Below are 19,250 nucleotides of genomic sequence, written 5' to 3' on the forward strand. Positions count from 1 at the left end.
GATGAATCTCATGAGTCTGACTGCCGTAGAACTCGGCAAAAAAATAAAATCCGGTGAAGTAACTGCAGTGGAAGCCACGAAGGCAGCCCTGAAACAGATTAAGAAACTGGATGGAACTTACAACTGCTACGTGACGGTGGATGAGGAAGCTGCCCTGAAAGAGGCAGAGGAAGTACAGAAAAAGATCGAAGCAGGAGAACTGACAGGTCCGCTGGCAGGTGTTCCGGTAGCGGTTAAGGACAATATGTGTACCGAAGGAATGCTTACTACCTGCAGTTCAAAAATTCTTTATAATTTTAAACCAACCTACACGGCAGAAGCAGTTCTGAATCTGAAAAAAGCAGGCGCTGTTGTGATCGGAAAGACAAACATGGATGAGTTTGCCATGGGAAGTACCACGGAGACTTCTCATTTCGGTCCGACGAAGAATCCCTGGAATCAGGAACATGTACCGGGCGGTTCTTCCGGCGGAAGCTGTGCGGCAGTGGCAGCCGAGGAGTGCTCTTATGCATTAGGTTCTGATACTGGTGGTTCTATTCGTCAGCCCAGTTCTTTCTGTGGTGTGACCGGTATCAAACCGACTTACGGAACCGTATCCCGTTATGGGCTGATTGCCTATGGTTCATCCCTTGACCAGATCGGACCGGTCTGCAAAGACGTGACCGACTGCGCAACGGTACTGGAAGCAATCGCCTCCTATGATCCGAAGGACAGCACTTCCGTAAAGAGAGAATCCTATGATTTTACTTCTGCATTAAAGGATGATGTGAAAGGTCTGAAAATCGGTATTCCGCGAGATTATTTTGGAGAAGGTCTGGATCCGGAAGTGAAAGAAAGTATTCTGAAAGCAGCAAAAGTGCTGGAGGAGAAAGGTGCCATTCTGGAAGAGTTCGATTTAAGCCTGGTAGAGTATGCGATTCCTGCTTACTATGTCATCGCTTCCGCAGAGGCAAGCTCCAACCTGGCACGTTTTGACGGTGTAAAATATGGCTACCGTACCAAAGAGTATAACGGGCTTCACAATATGTATAAGAAATCCAGAAGCGAAGGCTTCGGACCGGAAGTGAAACGTCGTATCATGCTTGGTTCTTTCGTGTTAAGTTCCGGATACTATGATGCTTACTATATTAAGGCACTGAAGACCAAAGCGTTGATCAAACAGGCATTTGACCGTGCCTTTGAAAAATATGATGTGATCCTCGGACCGGCAGCTCCGACTACAGCACCGAAGCTTGGGGAGTCCTTAAGTGATCCGATTAAGATGTATCTGGGAGATATTTATACCATTTCTGTCAACCTGGCAGGACTTCCGGGTATCAGCGTTCCCTGCGGTGTGGACAGCAAAGGCCTGCCCATTGGCATGCAGCTGATCGGCGACTGCTTCAAAGAAGACAACATTATCCGTGCGGCTTACGCATTTGAACAGACAAGAACCTACGAACGCTGCGCAGCAGCCAAAGCGCAGGACTAAGGAGGAGACGAAGATGAGCAAACAGTATGAAACCGTCATCGGTCTGGAGGTTCATGTAGAGCTGGCCACCAAGACCAAGATCTTCTGCTCCTGTAGTACTGCATTTGGAGGAGCACCCAACACCCATACCTGCCCGGTCTGCACCGGTATGCCGGGCTCCCTTCCGGTATTGAACAAACAGGTAGTGGAATATGCAGCAGCCGTAGGACTGGCAACGAACTGTACGATTACTCAGAACTGTAAGTTTGACCGGAAGAACTATTTCTATCCGGACAACCCACAGAACTATCAGATTTCCCAGCTGTATTATCCCATCTGCCGCAATGGTTATGTGGAGATTGACACTCCGGCAGGTCCGAAGAAGATTGGTATTCATGAGATCCATATGGAGGAGGATGCCGGAAAACTGATCCATGATGAGTGGGAAGACTGCTCTTTGGTAGACTACAACCGTTCCGGTGTACCGCTGATCGAGATTGTATCCGAGCCGGATATGAGAAATGCAGACGAAGTCATTTCTTATCTGGAAAAGCTTCGTATGATTATTCAGTATCTGGGAGCTTCCGACTGCAAGCTGCAGGAAGGTTCCATGCGTGCAGATGTGAACCTGTCCGTCCGCGAGGTGGGTTCTGACAAGCTGGGTATCCGTACAGAGATGAAGAACCTGAACTCTTTTAAAGCTATTGCTCATGCGATCGAGGGAGAGCGGGAACGTCAGATTGAACTGCTGGAGATGGGCCGTCAGGTCATCCAGGAGACCAGAAGATGGGATGATAATAAAGAGTCTTCCCATGCCATGCGTTCCAAAGAGGATGCACAGGATTATCGTTATTTTCCGGAACCGGATCTGGTGCCGATTATCATCAGTGACGAGTGGCTGGCAGCCATCAAAGCCCGTCAGCCGGAGCTTCGGACGGCCAAACTGATCCGTTACAAGAAAGATTTTGATATTCCGGATTATGATGCGCAGATTATCACATCCGCTAAGAAGATGGCAGACCTTTTTGAGGCAACAACAGCCATCTGTAAAAAGCCCAAGAAAGTATCTAACTGGCTCATGGTGGAGACCATGCGTCTGATGAAAGAGCATGAGATGGAGGCAGAGGATCTGAAATTCTCACCGGAACATCTGGCAAAACTCATCGATCTTGCAGACGCAGGCACCATCAACAGTTCCGTGGCAAAAGAAGTATTCGAGCAGATCTTCCTGGAAGATATTGATCCTGAGAAATATGTAGAAGAACATGGCTTGAAGACGGTCAACGATGAGGGCGCATTAAGAAGCACGATTGAGAAAATCATTGCAGACAATCCTCAGTCTGTGGAAGATTACCACAACGGAAAAGAGAAAGCCATCGGCTTCCTGGTAGGACAGACCATGAAAGCAATGAAAGGCAAAGCAAATCCGGGTATGGTAAACCAGATTCTGAAGGAGTTATTGTAAATAAAGTTGTTATTCCGGGAGCTGTAGGGTATAATACGTTCATATTTGGAAATACGACAGATAAGGAGTAACGAATATGAATCCGATGGCACTCATGAAGATAATGAATGCAAAAAATAAGTTTAACGCCAGCCATCCGAAATTCGGTGCCTTTCTGAATGCTGCGTTTGCAGGTGGTATTCAGGAGGGGACGATTATCGAGATGAAGGTGACAAAACCGGACGGCACAGAGATGACAACCAATCTGAAAATAAAGCAGTCCGATCTGGAACTTTTACAGGAACTGCGTGAAGCAGTAAAATAAATACTTTCCGGGGATTTATGAAGAGATTGTGAAAATGTAGACAATTATTTTATAATTATTTTACAGTTTCCCCATAATTTGGACATAAGTCTCTGATAAAGTATAAGCATAAAAGTTCTACCGGAGCTTTTCTCTTACAGAAAAACAAACAGGCGGAAGGCCTTGGGAACTTTCTAAAAATGGGGGCGGTGATTTTACATGCGCGCAAGTGAAACTCCGCTCTCGACTAACAACAACAGCGTTTCGATTTTCGAAACGCTTTTATTATGTTATAATGAATCCCAAAAGGAGGACGAAGACATGCAGAAGACTTCGATTCTGCTGATGCACTGTAAAGAGATGGAAAAGCAGCAGAAGATCAGAAAACTGTGTCAGCGATTCGGCATGGAATGCCGCATACTGACGGAAAAAGACGGGAAGGAAGAATTAGGAGTTCTGTGCGCCACGTATCCTGTGGCAGTCGGAAAGCATGAGATGCCTCCATTTGCATGGCAGATGCCGGAACTGCTCGTGTTCTCCGGACTTCAGGAAAACAGTCTTCAACTTTTTCTGATAGCCTATCGTGAAGCTCAGATTGAGCAGATTCCGCTGAAAGCAATTGTGACGCCGCATAATATCAGCTGGAGTATTTATGAACTGAGCAGGGAGCTGGCATCAGAGCATGCAGCTATGCATCCGTGAATACAAAAAAGGACATCCTTTCGGATGTCCTTTTTTCATTTTCCAGTCATAGCATTCTGCATAATTCTCAATTCAAAAAACATATAAGAATCGTTGTACTTATATTTATTTTAACGTAAGAATCTGTTGAAATGTTCGGATTAGAGTTTGGTTACGTTAGTAGCCTGCGGTCCCTTAGCGCCGTTAACTACTTCGAACTCAACAGCCTGGCCCTCTTCAAGAGATTTGAAGCCTTCCATGTTAAGTCCTGAATAATGAACGAATACATCATTACCCTGCTCGTCAGAGATAAATCCATATCCCTTCTGGTTGTTGAACCACTTTACTGTACCTTTGTTCATTGTGGTACCTCCTTAAAATAATACATGTGCAAAGCACAGTCTAAGATTACCACAGTTTAGGGGGAGTGTCAAATAAAATCGGCCGACAAAAAGGCTTCTGAAATGGCAGTTATGAAACTGTGAGCATGGACATAAAATAGGAAAAACAAAGATTTTCCGGAGAAATTAATGAGACGAATTCTGACCGTAAATATAATGATTCTGCTGATTTTTGCGTCTGCTTCCTACTGGATGGAGGAAGGAGAAAAACTGAAAGATACTATGGCGTCAGCTGAGACTATACAGGCGGAAGTCTCAGAGCCGGAAGTGGAAAAGAAATATATAAAAGGGGTAGATTTTCAGGTGTCCTGTCTGGCGCTTTCGGAGAGCTATGAATATGACAGGGATACGTATGGGACGGACCATCATATCAGATGGACAGATCTGTTGGCCTGGACAGCGGCACATACCGGAGGAAGCTTTTCAGATGACCGGAAAGTGTGCAGCCTGCTGACAAAACTGGAGAAAGCGGTGGAAGGCGGTAAGACACTGGAACAGCTGACAGAGAGTCTGGACTATTTTTCATATTATCAGGAAGCATATGAAGCTGTTTTGGGCGGAATGGTGGGTGAATATGAGATGGAGGAAACAGAAGAGGGGGACCAGGGAAGGAAAGTGATGAAGAAACGCTATGGACTGAAAGCGTTTCATCCAATTGCAAAAGGATTTCCTTATACAGACTATGACGATTTCGGAGTTTCCAGAACATATGGATACCGCAGAGCTCACCTGGGGCACGATATGATGGGGCAGACTGGAACGCCGGTGGTCTGTGTGGAATCCGGCTATGTGGAGGTGCTTGGATGGAATCAGTATGGCGGATGGCGTATCGGGATCAGGAGTTTTGACAGGAAAAGATACTACTATTATGCACATCTGCGGCAAGGATTTCCCTATCAGCCGGAGTTGAAAGAAGGATCGGTGGTGCTGGCGGGAGACGTGATAGGTTACATGGGACATACTGGATACAGTGTGAAGGAAAATGTTAATAACATTGATCAGACACATCTGCATTTTGGAATGCAGCTGATCTTTGATGAGTCCCAGAAGGATGGTGACGATCAGATCTGGATTGACTGCTACCAAATCGTCAGATTCCTGTACCGGCAGCAGTCCGAGACAATCAGAGACGACGAAACGAAAGAGTGGCGCAGAGTATATCTGATGAAGGATCCGGCAGCAGAAGCTTATGAGCGGACGCTGGATTTTTCCATGTATCCGTGATCTGTGACAAAAATCTCAGAGATGACGCAGCTTCTGCTGAATCAGATAACCGACGGCATCGGCAAAACGTTCCGGAGAAGATGCCCATACGACATCATTTCCGTAGATTCTGCGAGCAGCAGGGAGATCTTTTTCACGGCCGGTGCAGACAGCAAGTACACTGACATCTTGACGTCTCAGGAGGCTGACTTCTTTTGCTGTATCGGTAATTCCGTGTTCTCCGCCATAATCATAAAAGAATGGCAGCGAGCCTTTTGATTCCACGAGACGGTGATCGTCGTTTGGACTGCAGTCGGACAGGATAATGAGCAGCCGGTGGTCATAGTCAGAGGACAGCAGGCGTTCACCGGTCAGGCGGATGGCGAGACTGTCCCGATTCCAACCGGCGGATATATACTGGAAAATATGGTCATTGTACTGTGGTTCCTCGTAATCACGGAACATATGGAGAACGGTGCATCCATCCGTGGTACAGTAGGAGCAGACTCTGACCGGAATACCGCAGCGGGTAAGACTTTCAGCAATAATATATCCCTGAGAGGCAATCTGCTCCTGACGGTTTTGTTGGGATGCAGATGCATCCAGCAAAATATCCACAGACAGGTTTCCTATGGAGAATGGAATATTCCGGAAAAAGATTTTTTCATGATGGAGTTTTTCGGCCTGCCAGATACGGTCCGGACGGAGGATTCCGTATTTGCTTTCTTCCTCTGCGCTGCCGGTATCACACTGTAGCACATTGCGGATGCGGTCTGTAAGCCGGGAAATGCTGAGCATGTGGCGGGACAGATTTATCTGGTGATAGTGAATATTTTTCTTCTCCTGCAGAAGTGCGGCAGAGCGGAAAGTGCGTGCACCGCTGTCGGCGGAGGAAGAATGCCGGAATTCTCCACGGGTGACATGGAGATGACAGTATCGGTGTCCGCCGCAGCATAGTTTTTTCTCCAGCTTCTCCAGGTCTTCCGGAGCGTAGAGGGAAAGACCGAAACTGTCCTCCAGAAACTGCCGGAGCTTCTGATTCCGGGTTTCTGCCCGCAGGGCAGGCAGCCAGAGGGTCAGCTGTTTCTTCTGTTCAGTATCACCAGAGCTTTGCACCGTTGTAATCAGTGCGCCGCCGTGCAATGCCGCTTTTCGAAAGCGGACGGGAAAGACAGGAAATCTCCGTTTGTCGTGCAGGGGTGGGATAGAACAGTGAAAATACAGTTCCATCAGATGATTCATATGTTCCACGATCTGTTCGGAAGTGAGTGTACTGTCAAATTCCAGATCAGCAAGAAGAGCCTGTTCTTTTTTACTTAAGCGGGAGTGATGTCCGATGACAGCGCCGAAATGGGCCGTGTTCAGACGATCAAAGAGTTCCTGATCCCAGTACGAAGTCCGCTGATCCCAGACAGTCTGGGAATAAGAAGTGCGGAGAGTGGTAAGTAATGGCCGGTCTGTCAGAGCATGCTCATAAGTACAGCGTTCCAGTCCAAGCCAGACCAGTCCGCGAAAGAGATTGGCTTCCCGCAGACGTCCAAGGCGCAGAAGCATATCATGGATGGGAGCATAGTTGTAGTAACGATGGACGGAACCAATAATGCAATTGAAGTAGAGGCTTGGCTCTCCGTCTTTTTCATAGGCAGCATAATCCGGAACGAAATGATAGTCACCGGCTGCATTCCAGATGATATTTTTAGCACGTTGTTCCTGGATGGAATCGATATTCATAAGGGCACCTCTTACTGAAACAGTTCTGCAGCGCTCTGCTTTTCAGAGACCCGGATAAGAAACAGATCATCCACCAGTTTGCGTTCATATGGATCGAAGATCTTATTTCCGATGCCAAGACGCAGTGCCTCCAGCGGAGAAAGCCCTTTTTTTATCAGACGGACAGAGGCGAGCAGTCCACGGAGATCCAGTGCCTTCGGGGAAATTTCTGCACTTTCGCATTTTTTTTGCAGTTCCTGAAAGATTCGGCAGAACTGGGTATTCCAGGCGGGAGACAGATCGGGAAACTCAGACCGGAGAAGTTTGGCCAGGTAATCTTCAGAGATTGGAGGCATATCAATCACCACAAAACGGGATGTCAACGCCTCATTAAGTTCCCGGGTTCCTGCGTAGCCATAATTCATGGTAGCAATAAAACGGCAGGCCGGATGCAGATCGATCCGATCATAGCCAGGGACGTCGATGCTTCCGCGAAAATCCAGTGCTTCATGAAGAACGGCGAGGGCCTCATTTTTGGCCATGTTGATTTCGTCCAGCACACCAAAACCGCCGAACCGTGCGCTCTGGCTGACCGGACCTTCCCGGAATGTAACTTCTCCATTCTTCCATGTGTCGGAACCGATCAGGGACGCCGCATCAGTGTTGATGCTGAGCGAAATATTAAAAAGGGGGCGTCCGAAAGCAGCGGCCAGATTTTCAGCCAGCACATTTTTGCCGGTAGCCTTAGGACCGGTCAGCAGGAGATGTTCTCCGCATAGAAGTGCGGATAATGCCTCTTCCCAGATTTTAGTACCATAATAATAGTATCTTGGAGTGCGGATCCGGTTTGCTACTTCAGGTTCCGTTCCGAAGGCAGACCGGAACTGTTCCAGTTCCTGTATGAGGTGTGGATGAATTCCTTCTTTTTTCAGAAAATCAAGCATGATGATGTATCCCCCTCTTTTATGGCTGTGCCATATTTATGAGATTAGTATAGCACAAAAAAGGCAATAAAAAAGGCGACATAAGAATTTATTCTGAAAATTCTCATGCCGCCTATATAACTGTAATTTCCAATGGACTAAACCTCGATTTCTTTAAATCTATCTCTATTTTATGGTCTTTTTATGACCTATGCTCCGTATGCAATTCCTTTGGAATCTTTACGGTATTTCTATCTGGTTTTTTATTAACAAGGTATCTTTCCTTTACCTTCTTCAAAACATTTCGTTTTTCTTACCAAGTGGTAATTTTAATGATTTTAAAATAAATTATTCAGTTTTTTAGGTTTTAAAAAAAATTATCGTTGCCGGTGGTCCGTACCTCCAATTCTTTATATTATGGGGTGTAACGTTAAGTTTTGGTTGGACTCTCCTCCTTTTCATGCTCCATCGATTGGATTATTTTGTCTTTTCGTTCGCTCCTTTGTTTTTATGAGCTTATTATAACACATCGCATCTATTTGTCAATATATTTTTATAAAAAAATATAAATTTCTGAAAATAAAGAAACAAGAAAGGAAAAGACAGATGACAACAGCGGAATTGACAGCCATAGACGGCTTTGATAGACTGTTACAAAAGAGAGGCGGGGAACTTCACGGTAAACATGAAAGGATGCCATAGATATGTCAGTAAAAAGGAATGTAACATTAATCGGAATGCCCGGCGCAGGAAAAAGTACGGTAGGTGTTGTATTGGCAAAGATTCTCGGATATCATTTTCTGGATTCTGATCTGGAGATTCAGGAACAGACCGGAAAACTTCTGCATGAATTGATTACGGAACATGGAGATGAAGGATTTCTGGAGATCGAGAACCGGGTAAATGCTGGACTTGCAGTAGATAAGACTGTGATTGCCACCGGTGGAAGCGCTGTGTTTGGAGAAGATGCCATGAAGCACTTGCAGGAAATTTCCACGGTTGTTTATCTGCGTCTGCCTTACAAAAGCTTAAAAAGGAGACTTGGTGATCTGAAAAAACGTGGTGTTGTGCTGAAACCGGGACAGACGTTAAAAGATCTGGTAGACTACCGGACTCCTTATTATGAAAAGTATGCGGATCTTATTGTGGATGAAGAAAATCTGGATATCCGCGGAGTTGTAGAGAGAATTGTAAGTGCGCTGGAAAGCGTGGAATAACGGAATATGAAAATAGAAACGTATTATAAAGCAAAAGCTGAGGAAATTCATAAAACCTGTCCGGTAGTGGATACTCATCTGGATCTGGCAGGCGAACTGGTCTTTCGTCTCCGCAATGGGGAAGAAAATCCGTTGCGGGACATTTATCTTCCGGTATTTCGCAAAGGCAGTTTTGATCTGATTGTTTCATCGGTTTACCTTCAGAACCATGAACTTCCGGAAGGTGGACTCCGGGCAGCACTGGAGCAGATTGTGGTGCTGAAAGAGCAGATCCGGAAAAATCCGGAGTTTCTGGAGATTCGGTCAGTGGAAGATCTGGACCGGTGTCTGGAAGAGCATCTGATCGGAATTATTCTCTATATGGAAGGCTTGGACTGCATTGGATCAGATGCGAGGCTTCTGACCGCTCTGTGGGAACTGGGAGTACGCGGGGCCTCCCTTACCTGGAGCAGGAGAAATCTGCTGGCGTCCGGCTGCTGCAAGGCAAGTGAATGCTATGAGATCCGGGGCGGTCTTTCGCCAGAAGGGTTTGATGTTGTCCGGGAGATGGAGCGTTTGGGAATGTTTGTGGATGTCAGTCATCTCAATGATGATGGGTTTGAAAATATTCGGGAAACAGCAATCCGGCCATTTATGGCAACCCATTCCAACAGCAGAGAGGTGGCCTTTCACTATCGTAATCTGACGGATACACAGATGCAGATTCTGGCAGACCAGGGCGGCATAGCAGGACTTAATGGCTACGTCCGTCTGGTGTCGGAGACGGCGGAAGAAGAATATCCGGATGAAAATGGTGTTTACTGTCTGGAAAAATTATGTATGCATGTGGAGCATATGGTGGAAGTGATGGGGCCGGAGCATGTGGGCTACGGTTTTGATTTCTGCGATTCTTACACGGCAGCGGAGCGGATGGCGGAAGGTCAGTCTCATTATGCGGACTGCCTTCTGAATCACGGAAATGTACCGCTTCTGACAGCGGCACTTTTACAGAGGGGCATGGACGAAGAAGCTGTCCGAAAAATCGTAGGAGAGAATTTTGTGCAGTATTTCCGGAAAATGCTGCCGAAAACCTCTTGACATTCCAATGCTTCTCACCTAAAATAGCCGTATAAATCGGCGTTGAAAAGAATAAGTAATGATTTTGAAAGACCACAGAGAGCTGCCGGCTGGTGAGAGGCGCGGGGAATAGAAGTCATGAATACCTCTTGGAGCTTCCCTTTGAAACGGTGAATAAAGCCGCGTGTAGGAGGAGACGGGTGCATCCGATATCATGCGAGGGTATCTGCGAATGGCAGACCGGTCTGTACTGGAATAAAAGGAACATGTACCCGGTGAGGCAGTGCGCGTGAGTGTACTGTGAAAAAAGGTGGTAACACGGAAGACATAACGGCTTTCGTCCTTTGGCAAAAGGGCGAGAGCCTTTTTTGCATCCAGATACTGGAAAATAAAATAAGAAAACAGGAGAAAGAAACATGCAGGTTTATGAAGAACTGGTAGCGCGCGGACTGATCGCGCAGGTAACAAACGAAGAAGAAATCCGTGAAATGGTAAATAACGGAAAGGCTGTATTTTATATCGGATTTGACCCGACCGCAGACAGCCTTCATGTAGGACATTTCATGGCACTGTGTCTGATGAAGAGACTTCAGATGGCAGGAAACAAACCGATTGCCCTGATCGGAGGCGGTACCGCTATGATCGGAGACCCGTCCGGACGTACCGATATGCGTCAGATGATGACTCAGGAGACCATTCAGCACAACTGTGACTGCTTCAAGAAGCAGATGAGCAAATTCATTGATTTCTCAGATGACAAAGCTATCATGGTAAATAATGCAGACTGGCTGATGCCGCTCAACTACATTGAAATGTTAAGAGATGTAGGAGCACACTTCAGTGTAAACCGTATGCTGACTGCAGAGTGCTATAAGAAGAGAATGGAAAAAGGATTAAGCTTCCTGGAATTCAACTACATGATCATGCAGAGCTACGATTTCTATATGCTGTATCAGAAATACGGCTGTAACATGCAGTTTGGCGGAGACGACCAGTGGTCCAACATGCTGGGTGGTACTGAACTGATCAGAAGAAAGCTTGGAAAAGATGCACATGCCATGACCATTACCTTGCTGCTCAATTCTGAGGGCAACAAGATGGGCAAGACTGCAAAGGGCGCTGTATGGCTGGATCCGGAGAAGACTTCTCCCTATGAGTTCTATCAGTACTGGAGAAATGTCTCCGACGCAGACGTGCTCAAATGCCTGCGCATGCTCACCTTCCTGCCTCTTGAGCAGATTGACGAGATGGACAAATGGGAAGGCAGTCAGCTGAACGAGGCAAAAGAGATTCTTGCTTATGAACTGACCAAACTGGTTCACAGTGAGGAAGAGGCAAAGAAGGCACAGGAGAGTGCAAGAGCACTGTTCGGAGCAGGAGCAGGAACTGATGCGCCGGAAGCAGTTCTGAATGAGGAAGACTTTAATGATGGCGTGGTAGATATTCTGACGATCGTTCACAAGTCCGGACTGGCAGCATCCCGTTCCGAAGCAAGAAGAAATGTACAGCAGGGCGGCGTGACGGTTGATGGCGAGAAAGTAACTGATATCGGAACGACCTATACCAGAGAGCAGATGGAGACTGGTCTACTTGTAAAACGTGGAAAGAAGAACTTCAAGAAAGTGGTTGTAAAATAAGATCATGGCAGAAAAAGTATGCCCGCTGGCAAAAAAATGCGGCGGCTGTGACTATCAGGGAATTTCCTATGAAGAGCAGCTGAAGAAGAAAGAAAATTCTGTCCGGAAACTGATGAAAGAATTTGGAGAAATCCGCCCTATTATCGGGGCGGATGATCCTTATCATTACCGAAATAAAGTGCATGCAGTCTTTTCCAGAAAACGGAACGGAGAGATTGTCTCAGGGATCTATCAGGAAGGTACCCACAAAGTAGTTCCGGTGGATGCCTGTCAGATTGAAAATGAAAAGGCGGACGAAATCATTGTATCTGTTCGGAAACTGTTAAAATCCTTTAAGATAAAAGTCTATGATGAGGATACAGGCTATGGACTTCTGCGCCATGTGCTGGTGCGAACGGGTTATATGACCGGTCAGATTATGGTGGTACTGGTGGTGAGTTCACCGATTTTTCCGTCTAAGAATAATTTTGTGAAAGCCCTTCGGGCACATCATCCAGAGATTTCTACGGTGGTGCTCAATGTCAATGACCGGAAGACCAGCATGGTACTCGGTCCGCGAAATATTACATTATATGGAAAAGGATATATTGAAGACCGGCTCTGTGGATGTATGTTCCGCATTTCACCGACGTCTTTTTATCAGATCAATCCGGTGCAGACGGAGAAGCTGTATAAGACGGCCATGATGCTGGCCCGCCTGAACAAGCGGAATGTGGTGGTGGATGCCTATTGTGGCATCGGTACCATCGGCATGGTGGCGGCAAAGACGGTAAAAGAAGTCATCGGTGTGGAACTGAATGCCGAAGCAGTCCGTGATGCTCAGAGCAATGCCCGCAGAAACAACATGAAGAATATCCGTTTTGTACAGGGAGACGCAGGCGTATTTCTGGAAGGCATGGCAGACAGAGAAGAGGCTGTGGATGTGGTGTTCATGGACCCGCCCCGAAGCGGCAGCAGCCCGGAATTTTTAAAATCCCTGCTGGTGATTCGCCCGAAGAAGATTGTCTATATCTCCTGCGAACCGGAAACCCAGGCCAGAGATTTAAAAACGTTGAAAAAAGATTATAAGGTGGAGGCAATTCAGCCGGTAGACATGTTCCCGTTTACTGAGAAGTGCGAGACTGTGGTACTGCTGACGAGAAAAGAGTAACACAGAATAAGGAGTGCAAAAATGGATAAGATATACAGGATTCTGGTGATCAATCCAGGATCTACATCAACAAAACTTTCGATGTTTGAAAATGAAACCTGCTTATTTACCGAAGACGTATTTCATGATTCATCAGTGCTTAAGAAGTTTCCGACCATCAATGACCAGTTGGACTACCGAATGGAAGTGGTTGACAAGTTTTTGAAAGATGGAAACATTGACCTGACTGGGGTGGATGCTATAGTTGGAAGAGGCGGCGGATGCTATTCTGTGGAAGGCGGTATTTACAAAATCGATGACCGCCTGATTCAGGATACTAAGGCTGCAAAGGGTGGGCTTTATCATTCCTCTATGCTGGGTGTGCAGATGGCAGATGTACTTCACAAAAAATATGGCGGTATCATGATTATGATGAATCCGCCTATTGTAGATGAACTCTGTGACCTGGCCCGTGTGACCGGAGTGGATGGCGTTTATCGCCGTGCCGTCTGCCATGCGCTGAATCTGAAAGAGACAGCCAGAAGACATGCCATCAGCCTTGGAAAAAAATACGAAGACTGTAATTTCATCGTCTGCCATATTGACGGCGGAATCTCTATTACTGCTCATAAAAAAGGAAAAATGATTGATGGAAATGACGCAGGCGGCGGAGAAGGACCGTTTACCCCAACCAGAATGGGAACTATGGCGGTGACGGACATTACTCGTTATTTCTGGGATAAGACACAGGCAGAGATGAAATCTCTCTGCAGTCAGACCGGTGGCTTGAGCAGCTATTTTGGAACCTCCAATTCGGATACGATCCACAAAAAGGTGGAAGAAGGTGACAGGAAAGCCACTCGTGTCTGGAATGCCATGATCTATCAGGTAATCAAATATATTGGTTCTATGAGTACCGTATTACAGGGAAAAGTAGATGGAATCGTACTGACTGGCGGACTGCTGCGTTTCCCGGAGGTGGAAGAAAAGATCCGTGAAAGCTGCGGTTGGATCGCACCGGTGACTTCCTACCCGGGTGAATTCGAGCAGGAGGCCATGGCATTTGGTGCACTCCGGGTACTTCGCGGAGAAGAGGAAGCGAAGATCTATCCGGGTAAACCAGTGTGGGATGGTTTTAAAGACTGATGTTTTACGTGTTCGATGAAGATTTCAGCAGTACGTGACAGCTGATGATTTCTCAGCCAGATCAGCGCATAGGAAGCAAATGCATCAGGGTGATCGATCTGACGAATACATATTTCATTATTCTTGATCATATGGGAAATAGAGGCCGGGTAGATGGCAACACCGACTCCGTGCCTGCTTAATTCATAAGCGTTCATCATATGGGCGATTCGTCCCCGTATGACGGGCGCTTTTCCTGTATGGGAAAACCAGCGGTCAATCTCACTTTTCCTGGATTCCCGGGATGGAATCAGCAGTTCATATGGAAGAAGTTCTTCCGGCATAAGAGGTTTGTCCGCATTGCTTGCTAAAGGATGATCATGTGGGAAAATAGCAACCCATGGTTCCTGGTGAACGGGAAGAACCTCGAAGCCCTCTTTGTTGTAAGGGGCAGTGATCATGGCAATTTCACACAGACCTTTGGAAACACGTGCATTGACATCATCGGAATTTCCGTTCCAGAGGTTGTATTGAACATGGGGATATTTCTTTTGAAAAGAAGAAATCGTTTCGGCAAAAAACTGGGGACCATAGCCTTCGACAGATGCAATATAAAGGGTTCCCTGTAATCCTTCTTTTACTTCTCGTACTTCTTCTGCTGACCGGTTTACCAGGTCCAGAATCTGATTGGCATATTGGAGAAAGAGTTCTCCTTCGTGGGTCAGAAGGATTTTGTGAGGATTTCTTATAAAAAGTTTTGTTCCCAGATCCTGCTCCAGATCCTGAATCTGTCGGCTTAAGGGGGGCTGGGCAATATTTAATTTTTCAGCTGCTCTTGTAAAATTCAGCTCTTCTGCGACCGCTTTAAAATAACGAATGTGCCGTAATTCCATGAAGTGATCCTCCGTTGATACCTTATAGGTATAATTTTGGTTTTAGTATAAATATTTTGTGAAAAATATGCAACATGATTATTTTCCAGAATATTCCGTGGTTTACTTTATACAAAAAAACGGATATAATGGGGGTATATTTATGGAGGGAATAAAAGATGGAGATTCGTTTTGTAAAACCGGAAGAAGTACAGCAGCTTGCAAGAAATGTACAGACAGCATTTCCGTCTAAAACACCGCAGGCATTGCTTGATAATATGCCGGGGGAGCTGGTACATCCAGATGAGGGACGGTACCTGGGATGTTTTGATGAGGATGGAACTATGATCGGTTCTCTTCTCATGATGGATTTTGAGATGAACGTGCGTGGAAAAATGATGAAAATGGGAGCGCCAGCTTATGTTTCCACCAGTTTTCTGCATAAAAAGGAGCATGTTGCGAAGAACCTTCTCCGTGTGCAAATGGGGGTATTTGCACAGACGGGAACAGCGGTAGGGGCGCTGCATCCTTTTAATCCTGCATTTTATCATAAGATGGGATACGGATACTGTACAGAACAGGTGATGTATTCACCGCGTCCGCAGTATATTCGTTCTTATGGAGATAAGTCAGGACTTGCCTATGCAAAACCGGAGGATGAGGAAGAAATTCTGGAGTTCTATCGGCAGTATGCCAGAAAGACGCACGGAGCTACGATTCACTCCTTTATGGACAAACACCGGATTTTTGATGAGCCCTATGTGGTAGTCTGCAGAAGAAATGGAAAGATTACGGGTTATCTGACCTTTGATTTTGTGGAAGTGGATCATTATACGGATATGTACCATGATTTGGCTGTCCGCGAGATTATCTGTGAAGATATGGAGACTATGAAGCAGTTCCTGACTTTTTTTGCATCTCAGACGGATCAGATCGAGCGGGTGCGCATTTATACATATGAAGAGTATTTCCATATGCTGTTCACAAATCCGGACAGCGGAGAGAATCGTGCCTATGATGGCGCTATTCAGGAGACAGGAAGGAAAATCATGGGCTTTATGTTCCGCATTCTGGATCTGGACGACTATTTCCGGCAGCAGAACCACTGCGACAAACCGGTGAGCAGAGAGTTCACACTGGAGCTGCAGGTGGAAGACAGTTTTATGGAATCGAATAATAAGAAGGTGCAGCTTCATATCAAAGATAAAGAAGTGAAACTGGTAAGAGGACAGCGTGCAGATGTGATATTGAAGACGAATATTGCAGACTTGTCTTCTCTGGTGATAGGAGCTATCCCGCTGGAAGCGTTCTTATGGACAGGGCGGATGCAGTGTAGCGATACGGCATATGCACAGGATATACAAAATGCCATTGGCTGGAGCCAGAAACCGAAGAACTATACGTATTTTTAAACAAATCATTAGCTAATAAAATTAGAGCATATTGTTAAAGTGAGATACTTAAAACAGTATACTCTAATTTTTTTTGTGTAATTTTACATATTTATATTTACAAACGTAAAGTTTAGTGTTAATATAACATCATAATACAATATAGAACATTACCAAAGGGGGTGAAAATTTGGCAAAGCTATTAGGACTGGGCGATAATGTTATAGATTGTAATTATACAAGAAGAGTAAGATATCCTGGCGGTAATTGTGTTAACTTTGCTGTCTTCGGTAAACAGATAGGAAATGAGACAGCATATGTTGGGAAAATAGCAAATGATCAATGGGGAAGAATGCTTTTAAAGGTATTACAGGAAGAAGGCATTGATTGCTCGAAATGTATTATCGAAGATGGAGAAACAGGAATTTGTGGAATTCATTTACAAGATGGAGATCGAGTAATTGTAGATGAAAATGATGCAGGGCTTGTAAAAGCTAATCCATTAGTTATTACAGAAGATTTGCTCAATTATATTAAAAAATTCGATCTTGTACATTCTAGTTGCTACAGTTACATCGAGGAAGAGCTGATAAAAATTAAAAATGCAGGAATTCCTGTTCTATATGATTTTTCTGATGAATGGACGGATGATAAATTACAATCAATCTGTAAAAATATAAATATCGCCTTTTTTTCAGGAAAAGATTTAGATGAAGAATGTTTGAAAGACTACCTGGTAAAATGCGTGGACAGCTACGGTTGTTATCTGGCAATAACAACAATTGGTGGACGTGGAGCCATTGTTTACAATGGAAGAAAATTTTACAGAAAGCTTCCATACAATTTTGCAGGTGGTGTTATTGATACTACAGGTGCAGGAGATTCATGGATTACAGGATTTATTTCTTCTTATATCGACAATATGAAAAAAATGGAAATTTTAAAGAAAAATAGTCCTGATAATTTTTTATCACAATCTGATGTGGAAGATTTTGAAGATCATGTGATTGAACAAAGTATGTGTTTAGGAAACTTGCTGGCGAGACGAAATTGTCTGGTAGAAGGTTCTTTTGGAAAAGGTAGTCCATTTTAAAAAGGCGGTGACAAAGTGGCAAAAACTATTTTGGAAATGAAAGGTATATCAAAATCATACGGGGGAATCAAAGCCCTGAAGGATGTAAAAATTGAGCTATATGAGGGTGAAATCCTGTGCCTGTTAGGGGAAAATGGTGCTGGAAAATCAACTCTGATGAAAATCTTATCAGGTGCTATCTTACCAAGCGAAGGTAGTATTTATATGAATGGAGAACTGATAAATATAAAAAATCCTGAAATGGCTCATAACTATGGAATTAGTACTGTATATCAGGAATTAATTCAATTTCCGGATATGACAATCATGGAAAATATATTTATCGGACGATATCCAAAGAAAAATGGGCTGGTAGATTTTGCTGAACTTAGAAAAAGAACACTTCAGCTAATGGATGTACTGGATATTCATTTTGAACCAGATGAGTATATTAGAAACCTGAGTGTTGCACAACGACAGCTGGTAGAAATTATGAAAGCGGTGTCATTCGACTCTAAAATTATTATTTTCGATGAGCCAACTTCGTCGTTGACAACAGAAGAAACCGCTATTCTGTTTAGGATTATTGATGATTTGAAAAAGAAGAATATCTCTATGATCTATATTTCTCACCGTTTGGAAGATATTTTTGCTATTGGAGACAGAATCACGGTACTTAGAGATGGACAAAACTCAGGTGGCGGCCTGGTAAAAGACTTGAATACAGACCAGGTAATTGCTTTGATGGTAGGACGAAATGTAGAAAACCAATTTCCTAAGAAAGAGGTACCTATTGGAAAAGAAATCCTGAGAGTAGAGCATATTACGAATGAATATGTAAATGATGCATCGTTTGTTTTGAAAAAAGGTGAAATCCTTGGATTTGGTGGCTTAGTAGGTGCAGGACGAAGCGAATTAATACGTGCAATTATGGGGTTGGATAAGTGTTCCGGAAAAATCTATAAAGATGGGAAAGAGATCATTAACAGAAGTCCAGCTGACGCAATTAATAATCATTTTGCATTAGTTCCAGAGGACAGAAAGGACCAGGGACTTGTTTTAATCAGAACCTTACTTCATAACATCGAGATGAGTTCGTTGAAAAAACTCAGTCATTTCGGATTTATGAATGGAAAACAGGAAACAGAATATGCCGACCGTTATATGAAGCAGCTTCATGTAAAAGCCGCAGGAAGCTATCAGCAAGCGGGTGACTTAAGTGGAGGAAATCAGCAGAAAGTTGTAATTGCAAAATGCCTGGCAACAAAACCCGATATTCTGATATTGGATGAACCTACGAGAGGCATTGATGTTGGATCTAAAGCTGAAATTTATGAAATCATGAGTGATCTCGTAGAACAAGGTGTTTCTATTATTATGATTTCCTCAGAACTTCCTGAACTTTTAAATATGAGTGATCGTATTATAGTCATGCGGGAAGGTTCAATTACAGGAGAACTTACAAAAGAAGAAGCAAGTGAAGAGCGCGTTATGAAATTTGCAACGAAGGAGATGTGAGATTCATGGAGAAGGCAAAAAATAAAAATGTAAACACAATTAAAAAAATATGGAACAATCCTAATTTTAAATCTTATTCGGGAATTATCCTGGTAATTATTGTAGTATCTTTATTCA

General features: G+C 44.6%; 17 protein-coding genes and 1 other annotated feature. Of the genes, 13 read left to right on the plus strand and 4 right to left on the minus strand.

Annotated elements, in window-relative coordinates; all coding sequences use genetic code 11:
* Nucleotide 1 precedes the first annotated feature (1 nt).
* The 4 genes from gatA (at nt 2) to LKD36_RS09070 (ending at nt 3,900) form a co-directional block, all read left to right on the plus strand.
* Nucleotides 2-1,471 carry an Asp-tRNA(Asn)/Glu-tRNA(Gln) amidotransferase subunit GatA gene (gene gatA / locus LKD36_RS09055; protein WP_308459428.1) on the plus strand — a complete coding sequence of 490 codons (1,470 nt, stop codon included), beginning with the start codon at nt 2-4 and terminating at the stop codon, nt 1,469-1,471.
* A gap of 13 nt (nt 1,472-1,484) precedes the next feature.
* Nucleotides 1,485-2,915, plus strand: a complete 1,431-nt coding sequence (gene gatB, locus LKD36_RS09060) for an Asp-tRNA(Asn)/Glu-tRNA(Gln) amidotransferase subunit GatB (protein WP_308459429.1) — start codon at nt 1,485-1,487, stop codon at nt 2,913-2,915.
* A 76-nt stretch (nt 2,916-2,991) separates the two neighbouring features.
* A complete protein-coding gene (locus LKD36_RS09065; protein WP_308459430.1) occupies nt 2,992-3,219 on the plus strand; it encodes a hypothetical protein in 228 nt (75 codons plus the stop codon).
* A 300-nt stretch (nt 3,220-3,519) separates the two neighbouring features.
* Nucleotides 3,520-3,900 (plus strand): DUF3783 domain-containing protein, encoded by a 381-nt coding sequence (locus LKD36_RS09070; protein WP_308459431.1) that lies wholly within the window; start codon nt 3,520-3,522, stop codon nt 3,898-3,900.
* A 140-nt stretch (nt 3,901-4,040) separates the two neighbouring features.
* Here the strand turns inward: LKD36_RS09070 and LKD36_RS09075 are convergent, their stop codons facing one another.
* Entirely contained in the window at nt 4,041-4,241 is a 201-nt protein-coding gene (locus LKD36_RS09075) for a cold-shock protein (protein ID WP_118770924.1), read from the minus strand.
* Between the two features lie 168 nt (nt 4,242-4,409).
* On the opposite strand from LKD36_RS09075, the gene LKD36_RS09080 reads away from it, so the two are divergent.
* Nucleotides 4,410-5,504 carry a M23 family metallopeptidase gene (locus LKD36_RS09080; protein WP_308459432.1) on the plus strand — a complete coding sequence of 365 codons (1,095 nt, stop codon included), beginning with the start codon at nt 4,410-4,412 and terminating at the stop codon, nt 5,502-5,504.
* A gap of 15 nt (nt 5,505-5,519) precedes the next feature.
* On the opposite strand, the gene LKD36_RS09085 is transcribed toward LKD36_RS09080, so the two are convergent.
* Entirely contained in the window at nt 5,520-7,214 is a 1,695-nt protein-coding gene (locus LKD36_RS09085) for a hypothetical protein (RefSeq protein WP_308459433.1), read from the minus strand.
* 11 nt (nt 7,215-7,225) lie between these two features.
* Entirely contained in the window at nt 7,226-8,143 is a 918-nt protein-coding gene (locus LKD36_RS09090) for a MoxR family ATPase (protein ID WP_334301340.1), read from the minus strand.
* 677 nt (nt 8,144-8,820) lie between these two features.
* Here LKD36_RS09090 and LKD36_RS09095 point away from each other — a divergent pair.
* The 5 genes from LKD36_RS09095 (at nt 8,821) to buk (ending at nt 14,301) form a co-directional block, all read left to right on the plus strand.
* On the plus strand, nt 8,821-9,333 hold the full coding sequence (locus tag LKD36_RS09095) for a shikimate kinase (RefSeq protein WP_308459435.1): 513 nt from the start codon (nt 8,821-8,823) through the stop codon (nt 9,331-9,333).
* Between the two features lie 6 nt (nt 9,334-9,339).
* Nucleotides 9,340-10,410, plus strand: coding sequence for a dipeptidase (locus tag LKD36_RS09100; RefSeq protein ID WP_308459436.1), 1,071 nt, complete (start codon nt 9,340-9,342; stop codon nt 10,408-10,410).
* Nucleotides 10,411-10,443: 33 nt separating this feature from the next.
* Nucleotides 10,444-10,737 (plus strand) — a binding site (T-box leader).
* Nucleotides 10,738-10,805: 68 nt separating this feature from the next.
* Entirely contained in the window at nt 10,806-12,026 is a 1,221-nt protein-coding gene (gene tyrS / locus LKD36_RS09105; protein ID WP_308459437.1) for a tyrosine--tRNA ligase, read from the plus strand.
* A gap of 4 nt (nt 12,027-12,030) precedes the next feature.
* Complete coding sequence (gene rlmD, locus LKD36_RS09110) at nt 12,031-13,176, plus strand: 23S rRNA (uracil(1939)-C(5))-methyltransferase RlmD (protein ID WP_118770917.1); 1,146 nt, start codon at nt 12,031-12,033, stop codon at nt 13,174-13,176.
* Nucleotides 13,177-13,197: 21 nt separating this feature from the next.
* Nucleotides 13,198-14,301 (plus strand): butyrate kinase, encoded by a 1,104-nt coding sequence (gene buk / locus LKD36_RS09115; protein ID WP_308459438.1) that lies wholly within the window; start codon nt 13,198-13,200, stop codon nt 14,299-14,301.
* Here buk and LKD36_RS09120 read toward each other — a convergent pair.
* Nucleotides 14,262-15,173: a LysR family transcriptional regulator gene (locus tag LKD36_RS09120; RefSeq protein WP_308459439.1), complete on the minus strand. Its 912-nt coding sequence runs from the start codon at nt 15,171-15,173 to the stop codon at nt 14,262-14,264. The genes buk and LKD36_RS09120 overlap by 40 nt on opposite strands.
* Before the next feature lie 158 nt (nt 15,174-15,331).
* Between LKD36_RS09120 and LKD36_RS09125 the strand changes: the two genes are divergently transcribed.
* The 3 genes from LKD36_RS09125 to LKD36_RS09135 all read left to right on the plus strand — a co-directional run bounded on the left by LKD36_RS09125 (nt 15,332) and on the right by LKD36_RS09135 (nt 19,133).
* Nucleotides 15,332-16,564, plus strand: coding sequence for a GNAT family N-acetyltransferase (locus LKD36_RS09125; protein ID WP_308459440.1), 1,233 nt, complete (start codon nt 15,332-15,334; stop codon nt 16,562-16,564).
* 169 nt (nt 16,565-16,733) lie between these two features.
* Complete coding sequence (locus LKD36_RS09130) at nt 16,734-17,636, plus strand: PfkB family carbohydrate kinase (protein ID WP_308459441.1); 903 nt, start codon at nt 16,734-16,736, stop codon at nt 17,634-17,636.
* 15 nt (nt 17,637-17,651) lie between these two features.
* Nucleotides 17,652-19,133 carry a sugar ABC transporter ATP-binding protein gene (locus LKD36_RS09135; RefSeq protein ID WP_308459442.1) on the plus strand — a complete coding sequence of 494 codons (1,482 nt, stop codon included), beginning with the start codon at nt 17,652-17,654 and terminating at the stop codon, nt 19,131-19,133.
* Nucleotides 19,134-19,250: the final 117 nt, after the last annotated feature.

The organism is Hominiventricola filiformis, from assembly GCF_020686965.1.
GTDB lineage: Bacteria > Bacillota > Clostridia > Lachnospirales > Lachnospiraceae > Hominiventricola > Hominiventricola filiformis.